At 46.9% G+C, this 20,043-nt stretch carries 22 protein-coding genes and 1 pseudogene; 11 read left to right on the forward strand and 12 right to left on the reverse strand.

What is annotated here, in order from left to right; all coding sequences use genetic code 11:
• The 4 genes and pseudogenes from tuf to bfr all read left to right on the forward strand — a co-directional run.
• Positions 1-218: pseudogene (gene tuf / locus ETV65_RS24195) on the forward strand (elongation factor Tu); the annotation flags it as partial.
• 290 nt (positions 219-508) lie between these two features.
• The gene (locus tag ETV65_RS24200; protein WP_129955629.1) at positions 509-2,827 is read left to right on the forward strand and encodes a glycosyl hydrolase family 18 protein; all 2,319 of its coding nucleotides are present in this window, start codon (positions 509-511) and stop codon (positions 2,825-2,827) included.
• A gap of 185 nt (positions 2,828-3,012) precedes the next feature.
• On the forward strand, positions 3,013-3,207 hold the full coding sequence (bfd, locus tag ETV65_RS24205) for a bacterioferritin-associated ferredoxin (protein ID WP_129955630.1): 195 nt from the start codon (positions 3,013-3,015) through the stop codon (positions 3,205-3,207).
• An 85-nt stretch (positions 3,208-3,292) separates the two neighbouring features.
• Complete coding sequence (gene bfr / locus ETV65_RS24210; protein WP_129955631.1) at positions 3,293-3,772, forward strand: bacterioferritin; 480 nt, start codon at positions 3,293-3,295, stop codon at positions 3,770-3,772.
• An 11-nt stretch (positions 3,773-3,783) separates the two neighbouring features.
• Here the strand turns inward: bfr and ETV65_RS24215 are convergent, their stop codons facing one another.
• From ETV65_RS24215 to gspC, 12 genes are read right to left on the reverse strand one after another with little or no spacing between them, the layout of a single operon-like run.
• Positions 3,784-4,596 carry an A24 family peptidase gene (locus tag ETV65_RS24215; protein ID WP_240782881.1) on the reverse strand — a complete coding sequence of 271 codons (813 nt, stop codon included), beginning with the start codon at positions 4,594-4,596 and terminating at the stop codon, positions 3,784-3,786.
• Positions 4,597-4,634: 38 nt separating this feature from the next.
• Positions 4,635-5,093 carry a type II secretion system protein GspM gene (gene gspM, locus ETV65_RS24220; RefSeq protein WP_129955633.1) on the reverse strand — a complete coding sequence of 153 codons (459 nt, stop codon included), beginning with the start codon at positions 5,091-5,093 and terminating at the stop codon, positions 4,635-4,637.
• Positions 5,090-6,265 carry a type II secretion system protein GspL gene (gene gspL / locus ETV65_RS24225; protein ID WP_129955634.1) on the reverse strand — a complete coding sequence of 392 codons (1,176 nt, stop codon included), beginning with the start codon at positions 6,263-6,265 and terminating at the stop codon, positions 5,090-5,092. The genes gspM and gspL overlap by 4 nt, the downstream gene beginning before the upstream one ends.
• Entirely contained in the window at positions 6,266-7,252 is a 987-nt protein-coding gene (gspK, locus tag ETV65_RS24230) for a type II secretion system minor pseudopilin GspK (protein ID WP_129955635.1), read from the reverse strand.
• Positions 7,245-7,928 carry a type II secretion system minor pseudopilin GspJ gene (gene gspJ / locus ETV65_RS24235; protein ID WP_129955636.1) on the reverse strand — a complete coding sequence of 228 codons (684 nt, stop codon included), beginning with the start codon at positions 7,926-7,928 and terminating at the stop codon, positions 7,245-7,247. The genes gspK and gspJ overlap by 8 nt, the downstream gene beginning before the upstream one ends.
• Entirely contained in the window at positions 7,925-8,314 is a 390-nt protein-coding gene (gspI, locus tag ETV65_RS24240) for a type II secretion system minor pseudopilin GspI (protein ID WP_129955637.1), read from the reverse strand. The genes gspJ and gspI overlap by 4 nt, the downstream gene beginning before the upstream one ends.
• Positions 8,314-8,835 (reverse strand): type II secretion system minor pseudopilin GspH, encoded by a 522-nt coding sequence (gspH, locus tag ETV65_RS24245; protein WP_129955638.1) that lies wholly within the window; start codon positions 8,833-8,835, stop codon positions 8,314-8,316. Before gspH ends, gspI begins: the two co-directional genes overlap by 1 nt.
• A 2-nt stretch (positions 8,836-8,837) precedes the next feature.
• The gene (gspG, locus tag ETV65_RS24250) at positions 8,838-9,293 is read right to left on the reverse strand and encodes a type II secretion system major pseudopilin GspG (RefSeq protein ID WP_129955639.1); all 456 of its coding nucleotides are present in this window, start codon (positions 9,291-9,293) and stop codon (positions 8,838-8,840) included.
• 12 nt (positions 9,294-9,305) lie between these two features.
• Complete coding sequence (gene gspF / locus ETV65_RS24255) at positions 9,306-10,523, reverse strand: type II secretion system inner membrane protein GspF (RefSeq protein WP_129955640.1); 1,218 nt, start codon at positions 10,521-10,523, stop codon at positions 9,306-9,308.
• Positions 10,520-12,046 carry a type II secretion system ATPase GspE gene (gspE, locus tag ETV65_RS24260; RefSeq protein WP_129955641.1) on the reverse strand — a complete coding sequence of 509 codons (1,527 nt, stop codon included), beginning with the start codon at positions 12,044-12,046 and terminating at the stop codon, positions 10,520-10,522. The genes gspF and gspE overlap by 4 nt, the downstream gene beginning before the upstream one ends.
• A gap of 3 nt (positions 12,047-12,049) precedes the next feature.
• Positions 12,050-14,029, reverse strand: a complete 1,980-nt coding sequence (gspD, locus tag ETV65_RS24265; protein ID WP_129955642.1) for a type II secretion system secretin GspD — start codon at positions 14,027-14,029, stop codon at positions 12,050-12,052.
• Complete coding sequence (gene gspC / locus ETV65_RS24270; RefSeq protein WP_129955643.1) at positions 14,013-14,846, reverse strand: type II secretion system protein GspC; 834 nt, start codon at positions 14,844-14,846, stop codon at positions 14,013-14,015. Before gspC ends, gspD begins: the two co-directional genes overlap by 17 nt.
• Before the next feature lie 182 nt (positions 14,847-15,028).
• On the opposite strand from gspC, the gene ETV65_RS24275 reads away from it, so the two are divergent.
• The 7 genes from ETV65_RS24275 to rplB all read left to right on the forward strand — a co-directional run bounded on the left by ETV65_RS24275 (position 15,029) and on the right by rplB (position 20,030).
• Positions 15,029-16,564: an ExeA family protein gene (locus tag ETV65_RS24275; RefSeq protein WP_129955644.1), complete on the forward strand. Its 1,536-nt coding sequence runs from the start codon at positions 15,029-15,031 to the stop codon at positions 16,562-16,564.
• 7 nt (positions 16,565-16,571) lie between these two features.
• Positions 16,572-17,057: a hypothetical protein gene (locus ETV65_RS24280; RefSeq protein ID WP_129955645.1), complete on the forward strand. Its 486-nt coding sequence runs from the start codon at positions 16,572-16,574 to the stop codon at positions 17,055-17,057.
• Positions 17,058-17,291: 234 nt separating this feature from the next.
• Complete coding sequence (rpsJ, locus tag ETV65_RS24285) at positions 17,292-17,603, forward strand: 30S ribosomal protein S10 (RefSeq protein WP_009639175.1); 312 nt, start codon at positions 17,292-17,294, stop codon at positions 17,601-17,603.
• Positions 17,604-17,636: 33 nt separating this feature from the next.
• On the forward strand, positions 17,637-18,266 hold the full coding sequence (rplC, locus tag ETV65_RS24290; RefSeq protein WP_129955646.1) for a 50S ribosomal protein L3: 630 nt from the start codon (positions 17,637-17,639) through the stop codon (positions 18,264-18,266).
• Positions 18,267-18,282: 16 nt separating this feature from the next.
• Positions 18,283-18,888 (forward strand): 50S ribosomal protein L4, encoded by a 606-nt coding sequence (rplD, locus tag ETV65_RS24295; protein ID WP_013573688.1) that lies wholly within the window; start codon positions 18,283-18,285, stop codon positions 18,886-18,888.
• The gene (gene rplW / locus ETV65_RS24300; RefSeq protein ID WP_013573689.1) at positions 18,885-19,187 is read left to right on the forward strand and encodes a 50S ribosomal protein L23; all 303 of its coding nucleotides are present in this window, start codon (positions 18,885-18,887) and stop codon (positions 19,185-19,187) included. Before rplD ends, rplW begins: the two co-directional genes overlap by 4 nt.
• Positions 19,188-19,205: 18 nt before the next feature.
• Positions 19,206-20,030, forward strand: coding sequence for a 50S ribosomal protein L2 (gene rplB, locus ETV65_RS24305; RefSeq protein WP_112288137.1), 825 nt, complete (start codon positions 19,206-19,208; stop codon positions 20,028-20,030).
• Positions 20,031-20,043 lie beyond the last annotated feature (13 nt).

The raw sequence follows: 20,043 nt of genomic DNA on the forward strand, positions 1-20,043 counted from the left end.
TCTTCAAAGGCTACCGTCCACAGTTCTACTTCCGTACAACTGACGTGACCGGTACTATCGAACTGCCAGAAGGCGTTGAGATGGTAATGCCTGGTGACAACGTGAACATGGTTGTTACGCTGATCCACCCAATCGCGATGGATGACGGCCTGCGTTTCGCAATCCGTGAAGGCGGCCGTACTGTAGGTGCTGGTGTTGTTGCTAAAGTTATCGCTTAATCGCTGATAGTTTATGCAAAATAAAAGGGTGCTTCGGCACCCTTTTTTTATATCATATATTTCCTCTCGTTATTTTTATCTATTAAAAATAGATCCTGCATATATTAACGCGGCGTATATTCTCAATCCCTCTCATTATTAAATAATTTAAATATACTTTTAATGTATCAAAGATGCTTTCATATACTTTATTTGAATTATTCACAAAAAATAATAATTGGTATGATTATTTTGATAATGGAAATTATCAGTCATTCTATTAATATTGGATATATAAATAAGGATTATTTATGAAGCTGAAATATATCGCCGCATTGGTGTCGTTGTCTCTCGTTTCTGCCTCAGCAATGGCAGAATTAAAAGCCAATGATGATACCAACCAGATTGAGGGCACCAATGGTGCCACTATGATGCGCACAACAGATAATGGTGCAACCTGGTTAGTATTTGGAACTACCACTGATGGAGAATCATACGGGGTAGGGAATAATTTCCCTGGCAGGGAAACGGTTGTTGTTGCGAATTTAGATTATAACGTTATCAATACCCCGAGCTATGATGCGGATAAGGCATACAGCACCCCTCAAACAAAAGTTCGCTACAATGGCTACTACTGGACAAACCAATGGTGGGCGAATCCGGGAGAAATTCCTGGCGAAAATTCAGTCTGGTTGAAAGGTGAGCCAACAAACCTTCAGTCTAATATTTTAGGGACTTACTATTTTACGCCATGGACTGGGGAAAAAGCACTGCAGTATCAGGCAGACACTAAGGCCAAAGTTGCCGCTCAGCGGAAAGTTATCGGGTATTTCCCTGAGTGGGGAGTTTACGAGGCTCATAACTACTTTACACCGGATAAGATTGCGACTGACCAGATTTCACATCTGAACTATGGTTTTGCTGTGATAAAGAATGGTGTCATTACGGCTCATGATACGGCTAAAGCGCCAGAGTTGATGAAAGAAATTGCGGATATCGCCAACTACCGCGGTATCACTAATATGTTATCAATAGGCGGGTGGGATAATTCACAAGAAGGTGTGTTCGAAGCGGCAACAGCAACCCAGGAAGGTACTGAACGTTTAGCGCAAAGTATTGTAGATTATGTGCTGAAATGGAAATTCCATGGCGTAGATATTGACTGGGAATATCCAGATAATGATCAGGAAAAAGCACAATTTACCAACCTGATTAAAGTTTTACGCAGCAAGCTCGATACTGCTGGTTTACAAAATGATATTTATTTCCAGTTATCGGCAGCCGTCACCACGAATCATAAGAATATAGAATTCATAAACCCTGCCGAAACTACGCCACTGTTGGATTCAGTAAACGTCATGGCCTATGACATACACGGCGCATTTGATCCTATCACCGGTCATAATGCTCCATTATATGCCAACCGCCAGGATGCTGATCCTAAACTCAATGTTTCCTCAGCAATGCAGGAATACGCCACCACCTGGCAGGTTCCGAAGAGTAAGCTGATGATGGGTATTCCTTATTATGGTCGTGCATGGGGTGATGTGGCAGCCACTGAAATCATCCCTGGTCTTCCAGGTCTGTTCGCAACGGGTTCTGCATCGATTCATGGTGCATGGGATGATGTCGGAGAATTTACCGGAACCAATCCATGGTATGTACTGAAAGATAAACTGGCCAATGCGGATTATGCCCGTTACTGGGATAGCGAATCTGGTGTGCCTTATCTTTATAATGCTAAAACAAAAGAATTTATCACCTATGATGATCCGCAGTCGGTTCAGGAGAAAGTAGATTACATTAATGCACAGGGCTTCGGTGGGGCAATAATATGGGATCTGAGTGGTGATACTTCATCACATGAATTAGGCGCCATTGTTAAAAGTGTTCTGTCTAAACCTGCTGATGAGCCGCATATTACAAACTTACATACCGGGCGTAACATTGCCGATGATAATGCGACTGTTACCGTCAAATGGGATATGGATCGCACGAGCTATAATAATAGAAGATTTGATTTTTTTGTTAAGAACACGGAAGGTAGAGTGTTGTTTTCAACAGGTTTAGGGAAAGGCCAGAATGCCCACAATTGTGGTGTAGCAGATACCGGTGGAGAAACCATCTCTCTCTGCATGCCGGTCGGCCTTGGTCTGGAACCAGCTTCACTGGTGAGTATTGTTGATGCTGAAGATGAAAGTAAAGTGTATGGGAGTTTCACTACGACTCAGGACATGCTAAATACTGCTGATATTCAGGATGTGCAAAAAACTTATTTTGATGAATGGCATGGCCAGTTAGCCTTCAACGTGGTACTTGATACGGAGCTTATGCAATCACGGCAATACCTGAATCTGGTTATTGACCATAAAGACAGCAATGGAAAAATTACCAGTTCGGAACTCTCAGGTTCATTTTATCTGATGGATAGGGTGAGTAAAAACGCAAGTAAATACAGCGACGCGTGGGGTGAATATGCTTTAAATCACCTTTATTCAACCTATGATTATGCGAGAGCAAAAGCAGGCGACGAGTTTTCATTTGTTCTTGCTGATGGAAGCACGTCAGGCGCAAAACGTCTGAAAGTGTTATCGCATCTGACTGTTACACCGGAAGTACTGAAAAAGTAATATTTCATTTTCATGAAATATGGATTTAAGAATAATGCAATAACATGAAGGTAAGGGCTGGCTTCCCGACGGGGGGCGGCCCTTTTTTGCAAGTACGGTGACCAGAAATTTATTGGCGATGAGATTTGCAATACTAACCATTCTCATTTACAGTTAGCTTAAGTTTTATGCGATGTGTGGTTTCTATGTACGTGTGTTTATGCAACAGTGTCAGTGATAAAACGATACGGCAGGCGGTTCGTCGTTATCAACCTCAGACGTTTCGGCAGCTCAGAAATTTTGTTCCGGTGGGCACGCAGTGCGGTAAATGTGTTCGTGTTGCGCGCCAGATAATGGAAGACGAATTACAGCAGATACCGCAATTCGACAACATCGCCTGAAAATACATCGCTAAAAAGTAGGTGTTTTCTTTGACTTACTCTGAACCGGATCTACGCTTTAGGTACCGGAACGGAGGAGTTACCTATGAAAGGCGATAAAAAAGTCATTGCTCACCTCAATAAACTTCTTGGAAATGAACTGGTTGCCATCAATCAGTATTTTTTGCATGCCCGCATGTTTAAGAACTGGGGGCTGATGCGCCTCAACGGTATCGAATATCACGAATCCATTGATGAAATGAAGCACGCCGATATCTATATTGAGCGGATCCTTTTCCTGGAAGGCATTCCTAACTTGCAGGATCTTGGCAAGCTCAATATCGGCGAAGATGTTGAGGAAATGCTGAAGTCTGATTTGCTGCTGGAACTTGAAGGGGCGAAAGACTTACGCGAAGGCATTGCCTATGCCGACTCGGTGCATGATTACGTCAGCCGCGATTTAATGATTACTATCCTTGCTGATGAAGAGCATCACATCGACTGGCTGGAAACTGAACTGGAACTCATCGGGCGTATTGGCATTCAGAATTACATCCAGTCTCAGCTGAAAGAAGAGTCGCAATAATCTCGGGTGTTTTAGCTAAACATCAGCCAGAGGGTTTTGCTTTCCTGGCTGATGTAAACCAGTGCGCCTGCCAGAGCCAGGCAGGGGCCGAAAGGTATTTGCCCCGGCAATTTGTAAAAAACCACACGGATCAGCGCGAACACAATGCCTGTCAGCGCGGCCAGAATGCACAAACAGGGTAACATCTGCCAGCCGACCCAGGCGCCTAGCGCCGCCAATAGTTTGAAATCACCATATCCCATCCCATCTTTGCCACTGACTAATTTGACTCCCCAGTATAAAGTCCACAGTGCAATATAGCCGGCAGCAGCACCATAGACTGAATCCTGAAGCGAAACATTGCCCGCTACGGAGTGAATGAGTAACCCTGCCCAGAGTAATGGCAGCGTCAGCCGGTCCGGAAGCAGGTAAGTGGCGAGGTCTATCAGGCTTAGCGCCAAAAGAAACCAGAACAATAGCAGTGCACTTACCAGGCTCACGGGGGTTACAAATAAGAAGGAGATGCCGAGAAACAGGGCTGCGCAAATGATTTCAGTGAAAGGGTATCTCTTTGAAATAGCGATACCACAATAATGACATCTTCCTCTTAACAGTAGCCAGCTCAGCAAGGGTATGTTTTGCCAGTATTTCAGTGAATGTTTACAGGCCGGACAGTGCGATGCCGGAAAACTCAGATTGAAGCGACTGCCGGCCGGTGCGCCGCTGTTTTGAATCATCAGCGGCAGGCGATAGACGACAACGTTTAAGAAGCTGCCCATCAGCAACCCTAATATGGCGACAGCGGTATGATAAAATCCGCCGTATAATGAAGTGATATGTGCCATGTGCTGCCATCCCTCGCTCATGTGAAATGCTTTGCTGCTTAGCGTAGTGTGAGTTGTGGAACACTTACGCTGCCTGTTTGCCCGGTCCCCGTCACTATCGTTATTGCCACGACCTGAATACCGTATTCCTGGCTGAGAACTTCAAGCCAGCGCAAAAGTTCGGCGTAAGAAATCTGCTCGTAGCTGAGGGTAATCCCCCGTTCGTCTGCGAGGAGCTGAGGCAATTGCAGGGATAAATGTGTCGCTGAGGTATTGATGGCTTCCGTCAGTTTATCTTTCTGGACCTTCCCTCCTGAAGGCGCGCCGAGCTGTTGTGTCTGCTGAACCATCCATTCAAGCTGGTGGTGTTGCGTGTTGATCCGTACCCGGGATTGGGCGATCCGGCTGTTGAGCGGGGTCAAAATGCCGTACCAGACACAAGCCACTGCCAATAGAAACGCGGCAATCAGTATTAGCCATCTTTCTCGTTTATCTTTAAGCATCAGCCACTGTTTCATGAATTACTCCGCTGAGTCAGCGTAGCGGTGATGCCCGCTGAGGACGTAGCTAAATTTGAAATAGCAAAGTGAAAATCGCTGTCTGTCCGTTCGACAAAATCATCAATCGCTGCCCGGTCATCAGTCGTCACCTGCAGGGTGAACTGCTTGGTCTTTTGCTGAAAATCTAATTTATCGATGGTAATTTGCGGGATCTCCTGCTGGTAAGCGGTGAGCTTAGCCAGTGCAGGAAGAAAGGCCGTGGGCGCCTTTTTGATATTTTGTTCAAAATAGAACTTTACATTACGGGTGTGCTTGTCCTGCGGAAACCAGGTCTGATGCAGTGCCAGCATCTCGTTTTTCAGTAACGATTCTTGCTGTGAAACCTGCCACCAGGTAAAAAGTTTGGCACTGATCATCACTATTACCGTGAATATCATCATGCTTGCTGCCACCCGTTGAAGATGCCGCCCCCAGGCGGGTTCCTCTTTACGCACGGCGAACTCTCCCTGCAGCAGGTTTACTGCAGATGAGGAATTATTTTTCATCATAATCAGGGGATGGAAAGGCAGGTCAGCGCGTACCCAGTCAGAAGCGATTTCTTGTTCCTCCCCGTAATAATATAAGGTTTCCGGCGTTGCAATTTTAAGCAGCGTATCGAGCAAGACCTGCTCAACCTGGCAGCCTGAGTATTCTGATTGTCGAAGGATCCAGTGCTCATCAAGCCTCATTATCGACCAGCCTTCTTCATGCCATGGCAGCAGCAAGGCATCAATATAAATGTGCTTTATTGTCAGTCCTGCATCGCTAAATCGCTGCAGACAATTTTTTAAATAATCTGCTTCAATACCCGCCACAAATAGTGTCTGCTCTTCACGATAAAGTTCCACCCAATGCAATGTGTCGATATCGCCGGCAATACTTTCCTCAGTCAGATAACCAATCATCTGGCGGGTAATTTTACTCGCGCGCTGAGGCAGTACGATCTGACGAAAAATGACTTCACTGGCCGGGATGAACAGACAAACATTTTGTGCCGCAGGTTGTGTGGCGAGTGCTGATAAATGTCCTGTATCCGGTAGGCAATGAATATCTTCATCACATTCTGCCTGATCCGTGAACCAATAAACTGAGTGCTCTGGCGAAGTGCCAGCCCTGATAAATAGCCTGTTGGCCAGATGAAGTTGTTCCATTTACTCAATTACCCGATAGCGTCGCTGATAAATTGTGATTTTTGAATCCTTTGGATTGAATTGCACAAAACTGGTCATAGCATTTTGCTGTTCTTCAAACCGCCCTAGCGTATAGAGTACGAAGTACTGGCTGCGTACCGTCAGCAGAGGCTTTAATTGACTGCTTTGGATTTCCAGCGTAAATCGCTGTTTTTTTGCCTCTTTCAGAAAAGCGTCAACAGAAACCCAGCCTCTGCGTGGCCGCGCTGAAATTAATGCCATCGCGTCCTCCTGATTAATCCCTCCCAGAAATAAGGCGCTCAACAGGGGGGCCTGCTCTTCGGTCAGCGTATTGATGTTAATTTGCTGAGACTCTTCGGGGAGGATGCAAAGCTGTTGGCGGATCTGGTTGAGTGGCAGACGAGGAAGATCGGGGAGTAACGCCAGTTCATTCAGGGAAAAAAGACGTTGGTTAGCTGCAGCGCGGGGCATTGCCAGCGTTTCGTAATACCCGGATTCAGCACCGGAAGTTCGGGCTTCGTTATCGGCATCCAGATAATCGCTGAGAGTATCAACGAACCGTTCAGTTTCAACGGATGTTGCCTGCGCATTGAGAAGAAGCTGTTTCAGTACCTGCGTATTGTACGGTTCATCCTCTGACTTCGTATCAGGTGCGTTATTACGCAGACTGTTAAGGTTAAAACAGTTTTGTCCATCCGCAATAATATAGTCCACTGAAAACCCGTCCTGTCCGGTGAAGTTACCTTGCTGAACAGCAAATAGATCAAGACTGTTGCGGGTAGGATTTTCAATCATTTCATTTCGGAGTTGCGGCAAAGCAATTTCTTCGGCGGCAAAGGTTAGCCAGCGTAATTGCTGTTGATTGAGCAACCAGCTTTGGCGCTGATGGCTGACCTGAAATTGCAGCGTCATTTTTGCTGCCAATGCAGCCATAATGGCAAGGATCATTAAAACAATCAGTAGTGCTACACCTTGTTGCTTACTCATTAATGACGCTCTCCCCGTTTAAGGGCATCGGAGCGGCGGATTCCGTACCGCTTTGCTCCGGCGCTTTTTCCGCTGATTCAGTATTCATCTCCTCAATGGTTTGAGGCAGAAGAAATAACCGACGTATTTCTCCTATGTCGTCCAGCGTGACAACGAGTTCAATAACGTTGGGAAAAGCATTCTTATTGTTCCAGTTATTGCTCCAGTTGCCGGAATAGAATCGCCAATGCAGAGAGTTCACACCTGTCAGCAGGGTAACGGCGGGAATCGGTGAAGAATCTTTCAGTGGCCGGGAAGGAAGAGATTGTGCACTTCGCGTTAGTGTGTGGTGGGTAAATGTCCAGGTAGCCTGGATAAGGTCACTGGCAGATAAGGGTGCTGAGGCAGAATAACTACCAATGGTAGTAAAACTTAATGACGTCTCAGAGGCGGATAAAAAAGCCTCTTTCTCAGCGATTTTCCGGGGCAATATCTGGGTGAGATCCCGTTCCATCAAAGAAAATGCTGTCTGAATCGCGGTCAGTCTTGCCGTGTGTTCTTGCGCCATTTCACTGTTTTTTACGGATGCGGAAAGGATCTGATAAGCCAGCAGGCTTAATAGTGCAAATATCGCCATCGCAATCATAACTTCAATCAGCGTGAACCCCTGTTGTTTGCCTACCGGCTGGCTGCTCATGGTTTTTTTGCCATTATCTGAGTCCAGCTGCTAACGGAAAGGAGCGGCGAACGTGTATCTTCAGCCTGAAAAACCTGTACCTGGTTCTGGCTAATTTTGTTGTTTTTATCTTGTGTGACTTGCTGTTCAACGAACCACTCCTGGCCGGCCAGTGCCACTTGTCCTTTTTCTTTTTTCGCAGATTTGATCTGTGCTTCTATCAGCGTATTTTCAGCAACCCAGCTGGCAAAGAGAGAAGTTTGCAGATGGTCTACAGCGCTCATTTGCGAACTCATACTGTTCAGTAACGCCAGCGCAGCCGTGGCAAAGATGCCAAGGGCAATGATCACTTCTATCAGGGTCATACCTTGCTGATTTTTAGCGTCAGGTGTTGAAGATATGCACATTATTTTTCAGACCTTCTGACATGTAATATCAGTGGCAGTCGTCCCTCAGAAATGATGCTGCAACAAGCCGGTTCCGATGCAGACGAAGTGAAACTGAGTTCAAATACTGAAAGTGTTCCGTCGGGCATAAAAACAATCTGTGGTGGACGGTTGATTGATTTATTGAGTGCGAACGGGCTGAGCGAAAGGGTTTCGTTTCCCGCTAATTCACCGCTGACAGGCATGCGGGAAGATTCAATCTCTTCCCACTGAGGCTCACGTGTTTGTGGTATTAACGGTAGCGTGCCACCTAAAACCACAAACCGATAAGCGCCGGCCGTTAAAGAAAGCCCGAGCGGCTTTCCTTCCAGCACGGCACGCTCAGAAGCATATTCCATCACTGTTTTCATTTGCTCAGCGCGTTGGATTTGTGAGTTGTCAGACGGTAAAACCATGATGACTACCCCTGCTGCAATAGCGAAAATAGCCAACACCATCAGTATTTCCAGCAGCGTAAAGCCGGATTGTTTGGCTGCGGACAAAGTTACTGATCCTTCTCAACCCAGTTCTTGATGTCATCCGCAGTGTTGGGCTCACTGTCAGGCCCGGCAGAAAAAACATCGATAGCCCCATGTTCACCCGGGCTGACTAACATGTATTCGTTGCCCCAGGGGTCAGCGGGTAAACGCTTTATATACCCGTCATTACGGTAATTGGTTGGTAATGGACTCAGGGTAGGTAAAGTGACAAGAGCTTCCAGAGTTTGTTCGGTTGTTGGATAGCGATGGTTATCCAGCTTATACATGTCGAGGGCGTTCTCGAGGGCGACGATATCGCTGACGGCTTTTTGTGTATCAGCCCGTTCTTTGTTGCCCATGACATTAGGAACAACGAGCGCCGCCAGCACGCCGAGAATGACGATAACCACCATCAGTTCGATTAATGTAAAACCTTGTTGCTTCTTAGGAATAACGGGATGATTTTTTTGAGTATTTAACATTGAGTTGTACCTTTAACTGACCAGATTATTAAGCTGGAGAATCGGTTGTAAAATCGACATGATGATGAACAAAACAATACTGGCCATCGTGACAATCAGCAGGGGTTCAAACAGTGCTAATACCATTGAAAGCCGGTGCTGCATCAGCTTGTCCTGATTGTCGGCCGCGTGTGCCATAAGCTCGCCAAGACGTCCGCTTTGCTCGCCGGAAGCAATCATGTAAAGCATCATGGGAGGGAAGAGACGGGTTTGTTCCAGAACAGCAAACAGCGAACTGCCCTGACGAACATGTTCTGCCGCCTGAGTAAGTAAATAGTGGATCCGCAGGTTAGTTATCCCTTCTGTTGAGATTTTCATCGCATCAAGTAAAGGAACACCGCTCGATTGCAAGATACTGAGAGTGCGGGCATATCGGGCACTATTGATGGCCCTGATCAGCGGCCCGACCACGACAACGCCAAGCAACATCGTATGAAAACGCATACGATTATTTTTACGGCGCAGAGCTAGCCTGAAGGTACCGATGCCAGCGATAACCACGATGGCAATCAGCCACCATTCACGTTCCAGGAAACCGCTGACACCGATTAAAATACGGGTGGTCACAGGCAGCGTATGTTTCATATGCACAAACTGCTCAATGATTTGCGGGACAACGGCAACCAGTAAAATGACGATCACCAGAATGGCAACCAGGGTGAGCATGGCCGGATAGATCATGGCTTGTGACAACTTGCTTTTGATCTGCTGGCGGATTTCATAATAATCCGCCATTTTCTCCAGTACGGTGCCGAGTTGACCCGTTCTTTCACCTGCGGTGACCAGAGTCCTGAACATCGGATCAAATATGCGAGGAAAATCAGATAACGCATCGGCAAGTGTATGCCCTTCCACCACTTTGTTACGAACGGTGGTGAGCACTTGCGTCAGTCCGGCGTGCTCGGTTTGCCGGGCAATGACGGCAAGTGCGGCTTCTACGGGCAGGGCTGCATTGGTTAATGTGGCGAGCTGGCGCGAAAACAGTGAAACAGCATGTGAGGGGACACGCGTTTTCAATCCCTTACTTTTACTATTTCCAGCTATCAGCGGGTTGCCAACCGGCTTTATTTCAAGAAGTGTTAAACCCCGCTCACGCACAATCTGACGCGCCAGACGCAGAGAATCAGCGTCAATGACTCCCCGCTGCGTTTTGCCCGTCGGGGAGGTAGCATGAAAGGCGAAGCGACTCATGAGATTGTTCCCTGTGTCGCTATCTCTTGTTCAGCAGTAACTCTGATCACTTCTTCCAGTGTAGTCTCGCCGCTGATGGCTTTAAGCAGGCCATTTTCCCGCAAGCTTCGGGCGGTTTTGCGATGAATATTCTCAATGGAAAATTCATCCTGATTCTCATGAATTGCCTGACGTATAGCGTTATCAACCACCATACATTCGTGGATGGCGGCCCTGCCTTTATAGCCTGTGAAATGGCAATGAGAACATCCTACAGCTTTAAAAACAGAGGAGGGTGGCTCAGGCAGAAAGTGGAATAAAGGAAGGTGAGACTCCTCTAACGGGAACGGCCGTGCACAATGCGGACACAGACGTCGCACAAGTCGCTGAGCTACTACACCTAATAACGAAGAGGCGAGAAGGAAAGGCTCCAGACCCATATCCCGTAAGCGGGTGATGGCACCGACGGCACTATTCGTATGCAAGGTTGACATCACCAGATGGCCGGTCAGTGAAGCTTGTACCGCGATTTGAGCTGTTTCATTATCGCGGATCTCACCGACCATGACGACATCCGGGTCCTGACGCAAAATCGCCCGCAAACCGAGAGCAAATGTCATATCGACGCGGGGGTTAACTTGTGTTTGCCCCACACCTTCCAGTTCATACTCAATCGGGTCTTCGACGGTGAGAATGTTACGCTCGTTATTGTTGAGGGCCGAGAGAACGGCGTACAGGGTCGTGCTTTTACCTGAGCCAGTCGGCCCGGTGACCAGAATAATCCCGTGAGGTTTATGGATTAATGCCGACAGCTGTTGTTCATCCTGCGTAGACAGACCCAGTTGTGAAATATCGAGGCATAAATTATTTTTATCCAGAAGACGCATCACGACACGTTCACCATATTGAGCAGGAATGGTCGATACGCGGATATCGATCGCCCGGTGACCAATACGTAGCGAAATACGCCCATCCTGAGGTAAACGTTTTTCGGCGATGTCCAGTTTTGCCATCACCTTGATACGCGATACCAGAAAAGGCGCCAGCTTGCGGGCAGGTTGCAGGATTTGCCGTAATACACCGTCGATACGAAACCGGATACTGAGCATGCGTTCGAAGGTTTCGATATGAATATCCGAAGCGCCCTCTTTGACGGCTTCAGAAAGCACTGCATTAATCAGGCGGATGATCGGCGAATTCTCATCACTGGCCAGCAGATCTTCGTTATCCGGTAATTCCTCAGACAAAGACAGAAGATCGACCTCGTTATCAATATCATCAATAATTTGTTGCGATTCGCCGCTGCTACGCTGATAGGTTGCGGATAACTTTTCATCGAACAGCGTAGTTTCCACTATTTCGACTGACGTTATTTCCCCCATAACCCGACGTGCCTCGAGCAGGGTTTCCACTGAAATGTCCTGACGGCAAAAAAGCACGTCATTAAGCCGCGTGACGCCTTTTTGTTTGGCATAAGCATAAGGCAGAACAGGAACTACTTGTTCTACAACGGATTTTTTTGACAATTCGTTATCCTTGTTCATGGCTTATCCACTAAACGGATTACGAGGTTTGCCGGCATTAGGCGTGGCCGGTATGGCGGTTTTTGGCGCTTTATTTTCAGGGTAGTCAGGCAAAACAGAACGAGTATTGGGTGTGAGCAGATCTTCATGATCTTCAGCCTGACGTGTTTTCTGAAGCTTTTGAAAATGCGAATATTTCTTATTGGAAAGGGAAGAGTAAACTTCATCATCGCGAATAATGGTCGGCCTGATAAACACCATCAGATTACGCTTTGCTGATTCAGTGCTGGTGTAGCGGAACAAATTGCCTACCCATGGGATATCACCCAACAGCGGCACTTTGGATTTGGTTTCTTTGGTGCTGTCATCCAGTAAGCCGCCCAGAACCACAGTTTCACCCGTACGAACCAGCACGGCATTAGAAATGGTTCGGGTATTGAAGGTGGGGCCAAGAGTCGAGTTAGTTGAAGTATCAACGCTGGAAACTTCCTGTTCGATGTCCATCAGGACAGAGTCACCCTCATTGATCTGCGGTGTGACCTTTAATTTTGTGCCGACGGTTTTGTAAACCACACTGCTATAAATGTTATCGCCAGACGTGGTTTGTGAGCCGGAAAGGGAAGGAACTTCCTGACCGACATTGAATGAGGCTTCTTTATTATCAAGGGTGACAATGCTTGGCGTGGCAAGAATATCGTTTTTATTACTGGTAGATAACGCAGTGAGTAAGACGTTCCAGTCACCGCTAAAGAAGCCTGCGGTCATGCCATTGAAGGTCTGCAAAGTGCTGCTCAGAGGGTTATCGCTGCTGATAACGCCTTCTTTTTTGTACTGACGTACTCCGGGTGCAACGGTCGATATTGGCGCGCCTGTACCGGTAAATTGTGTTCCACCAACCTGGTTGTTACTCCACTGGATACCCAAATTGAGCCCGTTACCATCCTGTACTTCAACAATAATGGCCTCGACTAGCACCTGTGCCCGGCGGATATCAAGCTTGGTGATGACCTGCTCAAGTGACTGCATCACATCTTGCTGAGCAGTAATAACGATGGAATTGGTTTGTTCATCAGCCGTGATGCTCATAGGTTTGTTAGAGGCTGCCGAAGTCTGAGCAGTTTTGCCTTCTTTCATCTCCTGAGTAATGCCTGTCAGAACGGGAACGATCTTTTCCGCTTTGGCATATTTCAGATAGAAAACACGGGTGTTGCCCTGAGAAGACTGGTCTTTATCCAGCTGATTAACCAGTTTTGCTGCGCGGCTTCGTACGCTCTCTGGCCCGCTGACAATGAGCGTGTTGGTTCTTTCATCGGCGACAATTTTGGCTTGTAATATGGATGATGATTGTCCTTTTGATTCTTCACGAACCAGGTTGTTCATCATCTCAGCCATTTCGGGAGCAGAAGCATATTTTAGTTTGATGGTTTGTCTTTGCTGGTTGCCCATCGCGTCAACGCGTTCGACCAGATTAATGAGCCGGTTGACCACCGATGCCCGGCCAGTCAGAAGCAAAACATTGGAGGGTTCGTAATGAACAACATTCCCTACGCCTGTACTGTCATTCATCTGGCGAAGCAAAGGCGCCAGTTCTCTGACCGGCACGTTAACAAGCGTAATGACGCGGGTAACAATTTCATCTCCCTTACCGGGACTGTTTTTATCCGCGACGGGAACACCAGACATTTTGGCATTCGCTGAACGTACGACCTTCAGTAGCCCGTTATCCATGGGGATCACCGCAAAACCATAGATATCCAGCACACTTAGGAAAAATTGATAGTATTGTTCTTCATTCAAGACATCATAACTTCTGACAGAAACAGTCCCCTGCACGGAAGGATCGATAAGAATAGTTTTATTCAGATTTTTGCTTACCGTATCAATAAACTCTTTAATATCCGTGCCCTTAAAACTCGCAGTAAATTCTTCCGCATGTACAATTCCTGGAAGGGTAGCAAATAATATGCATGCCTTTACTAAGAGAGGGTTAATGAACTTCTTCATGACTTTCAGTATCCAACGATGTTTCGATAGTGGCTAAATTTATATAGATATTCTGAAGTTGGCTTTCTCTCAGAACGGTAAGTTGTACATCCCTCAGGCTTGCCAGTTGTTCAATGTATTTATCTGCTGTTGCGGTGTCGTCAAGAGGTTGTCCGTTTATTTTAATGACGACCTCACCGGGAATAAGTCCCGCTCTAAGATAAATATTACTGTTCGTTCTGGGGTTAAATCTATAACCTGTAAGTTTCTCATCTTTATATATGGGGTTGGCAACTAAATAATGCATTAAGTATTTTGCATGTTCTTTGTTAGCCTTCTCTTTTTCTGGTTTAAGATGTTTATTTTCCCGAGATTTATCATTGAGGTATAAAATCGCTATTCCCCTGGGAGTTCGTATTTGAACTTCATCTGCTTTTACCGACTCCAAGTAAGCATTTTCCACATCAGCGAGCTTTTCGCCTTCACGATAACTTTGTTGACCTGACGGCCCCTGGAGGATAGCCAGTGAGCGCCGGGTGTCAGTACTTGTCAGAACGCCCTTAAGGAGTAAGGGGAGTTTCACGCTCACGGCGGGTGGCGGAGTTGCCTCTTTAATCGCTGATTTTTTGGGTTTCTCAAAGAGTGTGCCCGGTATATTTACAAGCGTTTTGGCCTCACCGGAGGTCTTGGGTATGCTCTTAATGCTTTCCCGGCTATTTAGTACAGTAACAGCGATTATTGAGCAACAAATCATTATGCAGGTGAATGTTATGAGAATAAACATTCCGATCTTCAATGATATCTTCGGCCAATGTCCTTTATTCCAGGCGGCATACATGTGTTGGATCATTCCTTTGTGCTTTCATTATTCCAGTGGGTTACTTATTAAGCTATATTATACGTAGAAAAACATTGATTCACATTAATACATGTTCAATATGAATGAGGTTGTGATTCTTGATTTTCAGATTTATTCCTCTTTCGGTTTTTTTTATTTAAAAACATTCATTGAATGTATAAATGGTTATGGACATTGGTATGTACTGTGATTACTTTAAATTCATCACCTCTCCTTTTGAGGATGGTAATTATTTCAATAATATACGTTTATTAGCCGCCCAGGATTTCATTCTGCAGAAGCTCAATCTGGGAGGTGTCGCGATACTCAGTGGTAATAAAGGCGTTGGCAAAACACGACTGGCGCATGAGATTGCCCGAAGGAGCCAGCGCAGGGTATTACATTTAAGTGCGGCTTCCTTGAACGGAGCAGACAGTGAGAGTCTGGGGCAATTGCTAGCTTGTTGTTTTCAGTTGAAAAAATGGCGCGCATTACCGCCCTCGATTGTAACCATGCGAATCGCAGAGTCCTTTGAGCATCATGGAAATATCACAGAGCCATGGCTGGTTGTCGTTGATAATGCTGAAAACCTCACGGCAGAAAGTTATGAATTTTTACGGACATTCAAAGCGTATCCGCAATCTCTGCGCGTCTCGTTCCTGTTAGTAGAAGAACATAAGGGAGGCGCAGGCAGCAGGCGGCATAAGAAGGGGCTACCCCATGCGGTTTATTCACTTTCTCCGATGAATTTCGCCGAAACATCGGATTATCTGTCCCAAAGATTGCAAGCAGCCGGAGGGGAAGAGGGCATTTTTAACAAAGCGGCCATTGAATTGTTGCAGAGTGCTTCTGGTGGGAGGTTCCAGCTTATTAATGCGCTGGCAGCAGATTCACTTAACAGCGCATATGCAGAAAAAACGCAGTCAGTCACTTACCGGCAAATGAAAGTTTGTGTCGAAACCCGGGGGCTCTCTCCTGGCAAAAAGAAATGTCTCACGCTACTCATCGCGTGTTACATGCTTTTTGGCGGTGTGTTGGGATGGACTTATTTCAGTTATGCAAAGCCATACCTTCCGCTGACGTTGACGCTTTCCGAAAGACTTCATGAAATCCCTGCAGCGGCCAAGACACTGAATGATGTTGGCAGTAATGAGCGTAATGGCATGCGCCAGCTCTTTAAGGTATGGGGCTATGATGTGCCGACTGATGATGCGTTCTGTGATCAGGCCGTGCGTGCACAGCTCACGTGTAAAAAGGGTAAGGCGACATTAGAGGCTTTAGTGCAGGAAGGCATCCCATGGGTGAGTCCGATTACAACAGATAAGCAGTCCGTCTACGTTACCGTTGTGAAGGTCACGGATGAGACGTTAGATATTCTTATTAAAGATGAAACGTGGACAGTTCAGCGCAGCTGGTTTAACGAAGTCTGGGGCGGCGAATATATCCAACTATTCCCGCAGACTCCAAGTGGTAAAAACACCATCAACAATACGAGTTCGGAAGCTGATACCGCCTGGCTGGATATGACGTTGAGTAAAATCCTGAACCAGCCATTCAGCAAAACGGGTCGGTGGGATAAGGATTTGATTGAGAAGATTAAATTATTCCAGCAACGGGAAGATCTTGTTGTTGATGGAAGGGTAGGCAAAGGCACCCTGATGCAAATCGCTAAACGTACCGGCAACATGCCAGTACTGCTTACAAAAGAAGAGCTTTAAAATAAAAATGCAAAATATTCATTTATCGGCTTACACAAGCCATTTAAACAAACAAAAGGTGAAGGTGGCGGTCCATCGTCCGCTCAGAAAAAACGTGTATTGCCTGATGCTAAGTAGCCTATGTTTGTTGGCTGGCGCGGTGGCCGGGACTTATCTTCATATAAGTTACCTTAACTGGCAAAGCCACCGTATAGAAATCAGTGAAGATTCCCCTCTTCCTTATCATCAATCTCCGTTGCATTACATTTATAAGAACAAAGCACTGCCTGCTGTTAGCCAGACTGCCTATACAGATGACAACGCAAATGCGGAGGAAGAACTGCCTGAAGAAACTTCATCTATGGAGAGCGAGTCTCAGGAAGGGGCGCCGCCAGATGAAAGTGATGAGAGTCAAATCATCAAGTTAGAGGAGGGAAGCCCTGACATGCCCTTACAAGAATGGCTGAAAAAAGCAATGCAGGAGCAGCAACAAGAAGAGAAGAGCGCAAAATAAAAGCATTTTCTTTATAGTTCAGATTGCTTCTTGCGGGTGTTTAAGTATAATGCGCGGGCTTACCTAATCTTGGTAGGTCTGATTCAATGAGAATCAGATGGCCGATAAGTTTACTTGCCGGTCAACAATACTCCCGATATGGGGGTTATGTGAAGAACGATTACACTCTCCCATCAATCGAAATGGGTTTGAGGAGTAATTATTTACGTTTAAAATAATTGGAGCTCTGGTCTCATGCAGAACCAAAGAATCCGTATCCGCCTGAAAGCGTTTGATCATCGTCTGATCGATCAATCAACTGCGGAAATCGTTGAGACTGCGAAGCGCACTGGTGCGCAAGTTCGTGGTCCAATCCCGCTGCCGACCCGCAAAGAGCGCTTTACCATTCTGATTTCTCCGCACGTCAATAAAGATGCGCGCGATCAGTATGAAATTCGCACTCACAAGCGTCTGGTTGACATCGTTGAGCCAACCGAGAAAACCGTTGATGCTCTGATGCGTCTGGATCTGGCTGCTGGTGTAGACGTGCAGATCAGCCTGGGTTAATCAGGGTCATTGAGCGATTGAGAGGTTGAAACAATGATTGGTTTAGTCGGTAAGAAAGTGGGTATGACTCGTATCTTCACTGAAGATGGCGTTTCTATCCCTGTAACCGTTATCGAAATTGAAGCAAACCGCGTTACTCAGGTCAAAGACCTGGACAACGACGGTTACCGCGCTGTACAGGTTACTACTGGTAGCAAAAAAGCTAACCGTGTAAGCAAACCAGAAGCGGGTCACTTCGCTAAAGCTGGCGTAGAAGCTGGCCGCGGTCTGTGGGAATTCCGCCTTGCAGAAGGTGAAGAATTTACTGCAGGTCAGAACATTAGCGTTGAAATTTTCGCAGACGTTAAGAAAGTTGATGTTACCGGTACTTCTAAAGGTAAAGGTTTTGCTGGCACAGTTAAGCGCTGGAATTTCCGTACCCAAGACGCTACCCATGGTAACTCCTTGTCTCACCGTGTTCCGGGTTCTATCGGTCAGAACCAGACTCCGGGCAAAGTGTTCAAAGGCAAGAAAATGGCAGGCCAACTGGGTAACGAGCGTGTAACCGTTCAAAGCCTGGACGTAGTACGTGTTGACGCTGAGCGCAACCTGCTGCTGGTCAAGGGTGCTGTTCCGGGTGCTACCGGTGGCAACCTGATCGTTAAACCTGCTGTTAAGGCTTAACGTCGAGGAGATAGGAATGGAATTAGTAGTGAAAGACGCGCAGAGCGCGCTGACTGTTTCCGAAACTACCTTCGGGCGTGATTTCAATGAAGCGCTGGTACACCAGGTCGTTGTTGCTTATGCAGCAGGTGCCCGTCAAGGTACTCGCGCTCAGAAGACCCGTGCTGAAGTAACCGGTTCCGGTAAAAAACCTTGGCGTCAGAAAGGTACTGGCCGTGCGCGTTCAGGTTCTGTTAAGAGCCCGATCTGGCGTTCCGGTGGTGTAACCTTCGCTGCAAAGCCACAGGACCACAGTCAAAAAGTAAATAAAAAGATGTACCGCGGCGCGCTGAAAAGCATTCTGTCCGAACTGGTACGTCAAGATCGTTTGATCGTTGTCGAGACGTTCTCTGTAGAAGCGCCTAAAACTAAGCTGCTGGCACAGAAACTGAAAGACATGGCTCTGGAAGACGTGCTGATTGTAACTGGCGAAGTCGACGAGAATCTGTTCCTGGCCGCACGTAACCTGTACAAGGTTGACGTTCGCGATGTAGCAGGTATCGATCCAGTAAGCCTGATCGCCTTCGACAAAGTAGTTATGACTGCTGACGCTGTGAAGCAAGTTGAGGAGATGCTGGCATGATTCGTGAAGAACGTCTGCTGAAAGTGCTGCGCGCGCCGCACGTTTCTGAAAAAGCGTCTACTGCGATGGAAAAGAACAACACCATCGTTCTCAAAGTTGCCAAAGACGCGACTAAAGCGGAAATCAAAGCTGCGGTTTCGAAACTGTTTGAAGTCGAAGTCGAAGATGTGAACACTTTGCTGGTTAAAGGCAAAGTTAAACGTCACGGTCAGCGTGTTGGTCGTCGTAGCGACTGGAAAAAAGCTTACGTAACCCTGAAAGAAGGCCAGAATCTGGACTTCATCAGCGGCGCTGAGTAAGTCGGAGGAGTAAGAACAATGGCAATTGTTAAATGTAAACCTACATCTCCGGGTCGTCGCCACGTTGTTAAAGTGGTTAACCCTGAGCTGCACAAGGGTAAACCTTATGCTCCGCTGCTTGAAAAACTGAGCAAAAGCGGTGGCCGTAACAACAATGGCCGTATCACCACCCGTCATATCGGTGGTGGCCACAAACAGCATTATCGTCTGGTTGACTTCAAACGCAACAAAGATGGTATCGCTGCAGTGGTTGAGCGTCTGGAGTACGATCCGAACCGTTCCGCGAATATCGCGCTGGTTCTGTACAAAGACGGCGAACGCCGTTACATCCTGGCGCCGAAAGGCCTGAAAGTGGGTGACCAGATCCAATCTGGTGTTGATGCTGCAATCAAGACAGGTAACACTCTGCCTATGCGCAACATCCCAGTAGGTTCAACGGTTCATAACGTAGAAATGAAACCAGGTAAAGGCGGCCAGATGGCTCGTTCAGCCGGTGCCTACGTTCAGATCGTTGCTCGTGACGGTTCCTACGTAACTCTGCGTCTGCGCTCTGGCGAAATGCGTAAAGTTCAGATTGATTGCCGCGCCACCTTAGGTGAAGTCGGTAACTCTGAACACATGCTTCGCGTTCTGGGTAAAGCAGGTGCTGCTCGTTGGCGTGGTATTCGTCCTACCGTTCGCGGTACTGCGATGAACCCAGTCGATCACCCACACGGTGGTGGTGAAGGTCGTAACTTTGGTAAGCACCCGGTAACTCCGTGGGGCGTTCAAACCAAAGGTAAGAAGACCCGTAGCAACAAGCGTACTGATAAATTCATTGTACGTCGCCGTAGCAAAAAATAATTAGAGGATAAGC

The organism is Rahnella sp. RFA10(1/100) (genome assembly GCF_004195115.1).
In the GTDB taxonomy this organism is placed as follows: domain Bacteria; phylum Pseudomonadota; class Gammaproteobacteria; order Enterobacterales; family Enterobacteriaceae; genus Rahnella; species Rahnella perminowiae.